The following is a 6419-nucleotide window of genomic DNA, read 5'->3' as shown; positions in this document are numbered from 1 at the left end:
AGTTATCGCGAGGAGGGCATAATGCGGAGGAGAATTTCGTAGCCCGTTTGATTTCAATGTGTTGGGTCGTGGCTGTGCCGTTCTTGCTGCGCATTATTTCAGGCTGGATGTTTCTTGGGTTGATCAATCAAACCAAGGAGGAATCGATGTCCCAATCGCCTTTCAAGGAAATTTCAGAACTTCGCGGCACGCTGCGCCGGCAGCGCTATAGTCCAACTGTCATTCACAATTATTGCCTCTACGCGGGTCAATTCCTCGCTTACCTGGAAGAGCATGCGATTGACCTGCACGACGTCACTCCGGAACTTGTCGCCGAATATCTGCGCTACGCGGTCCGGCAGTTTCAAATGGACCGCGGGCGCGCACCGGGGTCCAGCTGGGCATCGATACCGCGGTCGGGGATTTACGCTTTGCTGCGCTCCGCTCTGCCGAAATGGCCGCCGGCTCTGCCTGCTGCAAACGAAGCGGAGCGTCTCACCCGCGAGGTTTGCGACCAATATGAGCGATGGCTGCGACACGAACGCGGTTTGGCCGAGCCTTCGATCACGGCGCTGATGTGGGAGGCGCGCCACTTCTGCAAATGGCTCATCCAGCGATACAGAAAAGCCGATTTTGCCGATCTGAGCGTGCGCGACATCGATGCTTATATGGATATCAGGGCGCCGGGCCTGACACGCAAATCGCTCAAGGATGTCGCCGAACGGTTACGCGGCTTCCTGCGACATTTGCACCGGAGCAAGCTGCATGCGGACGATCTCTCGGGTCATGTGATTGCCCCGCTTCTCTACGCCCATGAGGGCATTCCGTCGATCCTGACCGTCAAACAGATCGCGGCGGTTCTTGAGCTTGCGGGGCAGGACAGCTCATCCTTGGGGTTGCGTGATCACGCGATCCTGCAGCTTCTTGCCAACTACGGCCTTCGGTCCGGCGAGGTCGGCCGCCTGCAGATCGAGGATATCAACTGGCGGGCGGATACTCTTCGGGTGCAACGCTCCAAGACCAATGCCACGGCTATGCTGCCCCTGATGGAACCCGTGGGGGAAGCGATCCTGCGTTACTTGCGGGACGGCCGTCCGGACGCGGATGTCCGCACCGTATTCCTGCGGAGCCGTGCACCCTATCAGTCGATGAAGGCGGGCGGCCTCTATGGTGTGGTCAAACGGCGCCTCGCTGCCGCCGGAATTGAGCTTGCTGGCAAGCGCGGGCCGCATATCTTTCGCCATGCCCGTGCGGTCAGCATGCTGAGGGCATCCACCCCGCGCAAGATCATTGGCGATGTACTTGGCCACCGATCCCCGGAATCGACAGCGCCCTATCTGAAGCTCGCCACCGAAGACTTGCGTTCGATTGCCATCAACCTTCCAGACCGGGAGGTGAGACAATGAGAGGTTGGCCCGAGGATGGCGATGAGATCATCGAGCACTACATCGCCCGGCTTCCATTGAACTGCGCGATAACGCCAATCTACTATCGGCAAGCGCTGAACAGCTTCCGGCAGGCGGTGTTGCGGTTTGGCGCAACCGGCCGGCAAGCACTTGAATACTGGTTGCGTGAGCGCGGTGAGGTTTGGGCCCGCTCAACGGTGCTGCACCGCGCCCGGATTGTTGCCCGCTTCCTCGATGCCCTGGCGCATGAAGGAAGGATTGGGAGCAATCCGATCTCCGACCTTCGCCGTGACTATAATGCCCACAGTGACACGGGCGTAATACGGGCTTTGATGGCCCCTGATCCCAATCAGGCACTCGAGGCGTTGCGGCAACCTCGACCGTTCGAAAGTTCATTGGGAGAGCTGATGCGCAACCATGTCGAGCGGATGCAGCGCCGAGGTTACCGGTATGAGGCGGCCGACGTCATTTGCCGCCGGTTCGACCGCTTTCTGCAGCAAAGGCCCGATCTTGATGGCAAGCCGTTGGAGACGCTGCTTGCGCAATATCGCCAGACAAAGTCCAATGTAAATCATCCTGTCGAATGCGAGAGACTGGCACGTATCCTGAACAAGGCACTGTGTCATGACGACCCAACTCGCCCCAAACGGCGACCGAATAACCGGCCCGAAAAACAAGTCGTGCGCAGCTGGCGGCGTCCCTATATCTACAGACCCGAGGACATCCAGCGGTTACTGGCAATTGCCCGGACCTACCCATCGCCGCGCGCGCCCTCGCGTCCGATCAACCTCTACACGATGTTGGTTCTGGCCTATTGCGCCGGGCTGCGAATCGGCGAGATCGCAAGGCTGACGCTTGGCGACATTGACATGCAGGCCGGAACAATCGCGATCCGGGAGACGAAGTTCTTCAAGTCCCGCATTCTGCCGCTGTCGGACAGCGCGATGGATGCTCTGTGCGTGCTTCTCGAAGCGCGGCAGAAGGCCAAGGTCTCTCGCAGCCCAGACGCCGGTTTGTTCTGGCACGATCAAAAGAACCGCTATTACTGTCGGGCAACTATCAGCACCCACCTTGTTGCCATTCTGCGCATGGCTGGTCTCAAACCGGCCACGGGCAAGACCGGGCCGCGCATCCATGACCTGCGACATACCTTTGTCGTTCACCGGATCCTCGAGTGGTACCGACAAGGTGTGAACCCGCAGGAAAAGCTGCCGTATCTTGCAACATATCTCGGCCACCGCGATATCAACTCCACGCTGGTCTACATCACGGTGACCCAGGAGCTGCTGTATGAAGCGAGTGAGCGGTTCCGGGCCTTCACCTCGCCCGGCAACGCTGAACCGGCGGAGGTGGCACCATGAAATCTGATCCGCTCCCCCAATTGCTGCGCATGTTCTTCACTGACTGGATGGTCCAGCAACGCAACGCCTCTGTGCATACCATCAAGTCGTATCGGGACACCTGGAGGCTCTTTCTGCAATTTGTCGCGGCCCGGCATGGCAAGCCGGTTGTTCGCCTAGCGCTGAGCGAATTGACCGCGGCGAAGGTCATCGCCTTCCTGCAACATCTTGAGGTCGAACGCGGTGACACAATCGGCACCCGGAACTGCCGCCTCGCCGCCCTGCGCAGCTTCTTCGGCTTTGTGGCAACGCGCGAACCGGAGTTCATGGCGCAATGCGCGGAGGTTCTGAACGTGCCGACGAAAAAGGCACCGATCCGCGCGCCAGATTACCTCGAACCCGAAGAAGTGCAGGCGATCCTGGCTCAACCCGACCGCTCCACGTTGATCGGCCAGAGGGACCATGTCTTGCTGTCGCTGCTCTACAATACCGGCGCGCGCATCCAGGAAGCGCTTGATCTTCGCCCCCAGGCGATCAGGTTCGATGCTCCGGCCTGCGTGCGATTGTACGGAAAAGGCCGGAAAGAACGGATCAGCCCGCTTTGGCCGGAAACGGTCGCCTTGCTGAGGTCGTTGCTTGAGCGAATACCGAGGCCGGCCGATGAACCTCTCTTCGTAAACCGCTACGGCAACCCTCTCAGCGCCTCGGGCGTTCGGTTCAAGCTGGCGGACTATGTCAGGGCGGCTGAAAAGACCGCGCCGACGCTGGCGAGAAAACATGTGACGCCGCATAGCTTCCGGCACGCGACGGCCGTACACTTGGTCGCCGCCGGCGTCGACGTCACGGTCATCCGAAGCTGGCTGGGTCATGTCAGCCTTGAGACCACCAACCACTATGCACAGGCCAACTTGGAGACCAAACGGAAAGCACTGGAGCGGGTCGAAAGACCAAAGACCGATAGTCCGCCATCATGGCGGCGCGACCAGGGCGTGCTCGACTGGTTGGATACGCTCTGACGCGCATCAAAAATTATGCGGAGGAAAGTGAACAGACCGCCAGGGAAACAAAGGCATTGGCGGACTTCCTCCGCATTATGCCGTCCTCGTGATAATTGAAGTAATGACGAGCTCGTCATTATTTCAGCCAGGACGCGATATAGCTGGCGTGATCATCGCGGATATCCGGCGTGATACCGAGATCGGCGGAAAGGAATGCTGCACCGATTTCAGCAACCAGCTCTTCCATGGCATAGCCTTCATCGCCCCATTTCTTGCGGCCAAAGTCACGCTCAAGGCGGGACGTGTGTTTGGTCCAATGCACGGTCTCGTGCAGCAGCGTGGCATAGTAGCTTTCCGGATCGCGGAAGAACTCGAACGGGGGCATCTGTATCCGATCCTGGGACGGCATGTAGAAGGCCTGATTGCCACCATGGGACACATCGGCACCGGTTGCGGCAAGGAAGGCTTCGACAGGCTCCAGGCGTGCACCTGGGTCAAGAACGGGCTCTGCGGCCTTGGCGTAGTAATGGGCAGGCAACTCGTCGATCTGCTCGACGTTGAACACGGTGTAGCCCTTCATGAAGGGGATCGTGCGCTCAGCCTCTTCGCCGGTTTCATTGTCCGTCTCGGTTTTGGTGATCTTGTTGGCATAGACGACCAAGGCACCTTTTTCGCCTTTGCGGACATGTCCGCCCAGCTCGCGGGCCTGGCGGAAGGTCATCCAGATCGGCGCGGAATATCCGGCAGCTTCGGCCTCCATCCACAGCATGAACACGTTGATGCCGGAATAGGGCTGGCCATTGTGGCGCAAGGGCCGGGTGATCTTGCCTGCGGCATGCTCGGCGTTCCAAGGCTTCAGCCAGGGCCGGACACCGGCCTCCAGGCTTTCGACGATACGGTTGGTTATGCGGTCATATACATCTTCCTTCATGATGGGTCCTTTCAAATCTCATGGGTCAAATCCTGTCTTAGGAAAACGGAGAGGGGCTATTGCCCGTCTCCCTCGTTGGCCTGATCGGTCTCTTCGCGCAGGACGATGCGACCGGGTTTCTGGGGCATGTATTCCAGATCGATGTTGAAGCCCTTGCCGTCCTTGTGGCTCCAGGCAGCGCCGATGCGCATCCAGTTGGCTTTCTCGCCTTCGCCGGTCACATGGAACAAACGGTGTGTCGGGCGGTTTGGGGTGTTGGTTTCTGTTTCAGTCATGAGCTCCTCCTCGGGGTTGCTGTTGTTGGATCAAAGGCGCGCGACCAGTGCGGCCTTGATGGCGCGAACAAACCCCTCCCAAGGGGCGGAGCTGCAAGGGGATACACGGGTGGCCAGAGGCCACTGGTGCGGGCCACCCTTGCAGGTCAGACCGGGCGGGGTCGCATTGCCAATCTCAAGGCCCGCATGCGTTGCCGAACTGATCCGCTGATTTCGGCAAACCGTCTGGAGGATCTCGAAAGAAACACCAGGACCAACGCCCTGCCCCCGTCTTGCCACTGCTGTATGTGTATGGCGCGGCAGACGCGATGCAGGATCATCGCGAGCACTCCATCGTGCCACGGTATCGGCACGATCGACAATCGGAGAACGTCTTGACCATGGCAGGCTGTGGATAACTCCGGACACAGAAAAGCCCGCGATATCGACCACGGGCTTGCTGGATCAGGAGGCAGGGCAAGCCTCCTATACGCGATCCGTCATTCGGGGCTGGGTTTCTGCTGGTTGCGGCGGGCAAAGGCGGTCAGCACCGACGCCATGCGACGTGTGTAGCCCTTGGGGTCCTCGCTCTTGAAGTAGCCGATCACGTCTTCATCAAGCCGCATCGTCACCGTGGGCTTGGGGCCAGGGCGCTGCCAGTCCACATCACCCATGTCGGGGATGTCGCTATAGTCGATCTCCGCGTCCGAGGTGGCGTCATAGCGCGCCTTGGCCTCCGCGCTGAGCTTTGCCGAGGTGGCGGGATCAAGTCTGAATGTCTTTGTGGCCATCGTAGCGCCTCCTTTCTCGTGCATTGGCCTTCCGGGCCGAGATGATACGGATGACCTCTCCACGCAGCGTGTAGGACACCGCAAAGAGACGCCCCTCGATCTCTCCAAAGACCGTCCAGCGGGGCTCGCCGTAATCCTTGCGCTCATCTGGGAAAGTGACGCGGTCAGGATCTAGAAAGACCCCCGCAACCTCTTCGAAGCCAAAGCCCCGGGCCTCGCGGGTGGCTTCGGACTTCGTTTCATCCCATTCGAACTGCATCATCTCTGTCACAAGTCAGCGTATCACAAATCGTCTTACGTTTCTACAGGAAGATAGTCCTACCGCCCGTGATCAAAGCCCCGGTCACGGCTGCGATCCCGCTGCATGGATTTGTAGAGCTTCTCCGCTTGGCTGATCAGCCGCTCGGTCTTCTGCTCTGCCTGCTCCCGCTCGGCGGCGCGCATCTGCCTCTGGCGATCGGCCTCAACTTCAGCCTGTTTGTGCCGATCCGCCATGCGGGCCATGTCCGGCGCGTGGGCGGCCTTCACTTCCCGGCGCATGATTTCCTTGCGCGTGTCCAAACTTTCCATCTGGGAGGCCCTGTGCTCTCGATGGAACGCAACCAGGTGGCTGCGCTCCTCTCGGTGCTTTGCCTGCATGTCGCGGCGCTCTTCGTCCTGGCGACGCCGCGTGCGGCCCGTGACATCAACGACCCGCAGAACGCGGGCACTGATCCGCCC

General features: G+C 59.9%; 8 protein-coding genes. 3 read left to right on the top strand and 5 right to left on the bottom strand.

Translation table 11 applies throughout. The features are described from left to right. The first annotated feature begins 146 nt into the window (after nucleotides 1–146). The 3 genes from ACP15K_RS20075 to ACP15K_RS20065 are packed head-to-tail and all read left to right on the top strand — an operon-like array spanning nucleotide 147 to nucleotide 3741. Entirely contained in the window at nucleotides 147–1385 is a 1239-nt protein-coding gene (locus tag ACP15K_RS20075; protein ID WP_424990674.1) for a tyrosine-type recombinase/integrase, read from the top strand. After that, a complete protein-coding gene (locus ACP15K_RS20070; RefSeq protein ID WP_424990673.1) occupies nucleotides 1382–2746 on the top strand; it encodes a tyrosine-type recombinase/integrase in 1365 nt (454 codons plus the stop codon). The genes ACP15K_RS20075 and ACP15K_RS20070 overlap by 4 nt, the downstream gene beginning before the upstream one ends. Then, on the top strand, nucleotides 2743–3741 hold the full coding sequence (locus tag ACP15K_RS20065) for a tyrosine-type recombinase/integrase (protein ID WP_424990672.1): 999 nt from the start codon (nucleotides 2743–2745) through the stop codon (nucleotides 3739–3741). Before ACP15K_RS20070 ends, ACP15K_RS20065 begins: the two co-directional genes overlap by 4 nt. 118 nt (nucleotides 3742–3859) lie before the next feature. Here the strand turns inward: ACP15K_RS20065 and ACP15K_RS20060 are convergent, their stop codons facing one another. The 5 genes from ACP15K_RS20060 to ACP15K_RS20040 all read right to left on the bottom strand — a co-directional run bounded on the left by ACP15K_RS20060 (nucleotide 3860) and on the right by ACP15K_RS20040 (nucleotide 6260). Further along, nucleotides 3860–4654 carry an ArdC family protein gene (locus ACP15K_RS20060; RefSeq protein ID WP_424991442.1) on the bottom strand — a complete coding sequence of 265 codons (795 nt, stop codon included), beginning with the start codon at nucleotides 4652–4654 and terminating at the stop codon, nucleotides 3860–3862. 56 nt (nucleotides 4655–4710) lie between these two features. Further along, nucleotides 4711–4929, bottom strand: a complete 219-nt coding sequence (locus ACP15K_RS20055) for a hypothetical protein (protein ID WP_424991441.1) — start codon at nucleotides 4927–4929, stop codon at nucleotides 4711–4713. A 479-nt stretch (nucleotides 4930–5408) separates the two neighbouring features. Then, complete coding sequence (locus ACP15K_RS20050) at nucleotides 5409–5699, bottom strand: BrnA antitoxin family protein (RefSeq protein WP_424991440.1); 291 nt, start codon at nucleotides 5697–5699, stop codon at nucleotides 5409–5411. Beyond that, a complete protein-coding gene (locus tag ACP15K_RS20045; protein ID WP_424991439.1) occupies nucleotides 5674–5961 on the bottom strand; it encodes a BrnT family toxin in 288 nt (95 codons plus the stop codon). Before ACP15K_RS20045 ends, ACP15K_RS20050 begins: the two co-directional genes overlap by 26 nt. A gap of 56 nt (nucleotides 5962–6017) precedes the next feature. Further along, complete coding sequence (locus tag ACP15K_RS20040; protein WP_424991438.1) at nucleotides 6018–6260, bottom strand: hypothetical protein; 243 nt, start codon at nucleotides 6258–6260, stop codon at nucleotides 6018–6020. Nucleotides 6261–6419: the final 159 nt, after the last annotated feature.

Origin of the sequence: Fluviibacterium sp. S390 (assembly GCF_049800695.1) — a bacterium.
Classification (GTDB): Bacteria; Pseudomonadota; Alphaproteobacteria; order Rhodobacterales; family Rhodobacteraceae; genus Meridianimarinicoccus.
Note: the sequence above shows the minus strand (reverse complement) of the source record. Positions and strands in the feature narration are given on the sequence as shown.

What these genes read in the sequence shown, in the direction of transcription:
- ACP15K_RS20075 (WP_424990674.1), top strand. Translation starts at nt 147, where the DNA reads ATGTCCCAATCGCCTTTCAAGGAAATTTCAGAACTTCGCGGCACGCTG.
- ACP15K_RS20070 (WP_424990673.1), top strand. Translation starts at nt 1,382, where the DNA reads ATGAGAGGTTGGCCCGAGGATGGCGATGAGATCATCGAGCACTACATC.
- ACP15K_RS20065 (WP_424990672.1), top strand. Translation starts at nt 2,743, where the DNA reads ATGAAATCTGATCCGCTCCCCCAATTGCTGCGCATGTTCTTCACTGAC.
- ACP15K_RS20060 (WP_424991442.1), bottom strand. Translation starts at nt 4,654, where the DNA reads ATGAAGGAAGATGTATATGACCGCATAACCAACCGTATCGTCGAAAGC.
- ACP15K_RS20055 (WP_424991441.1), bottom strand. Translation starts at nt 4,929, where the DNA reads ATGACTGAAACAGAAACCAACACCCCAAACCGCCCGACACACCGTTTG.
- ACP15K_RS20050 (WP_424991440.1), bottom strand. Translation starts at nt 5,699, where the DNA reads ATGGCCACAAAGACATTCAGACTTGATCCCGCCACCTCGGCAAAGCTC.
- ACP15K_RS20045 (WP_424991439.1), bottom strand. Translation starts at nt 5,961, where the DNA reads ATGATGCAGTTCGAATGGGATGAAACGAAGTCCGAAGCCACCCGCGAG.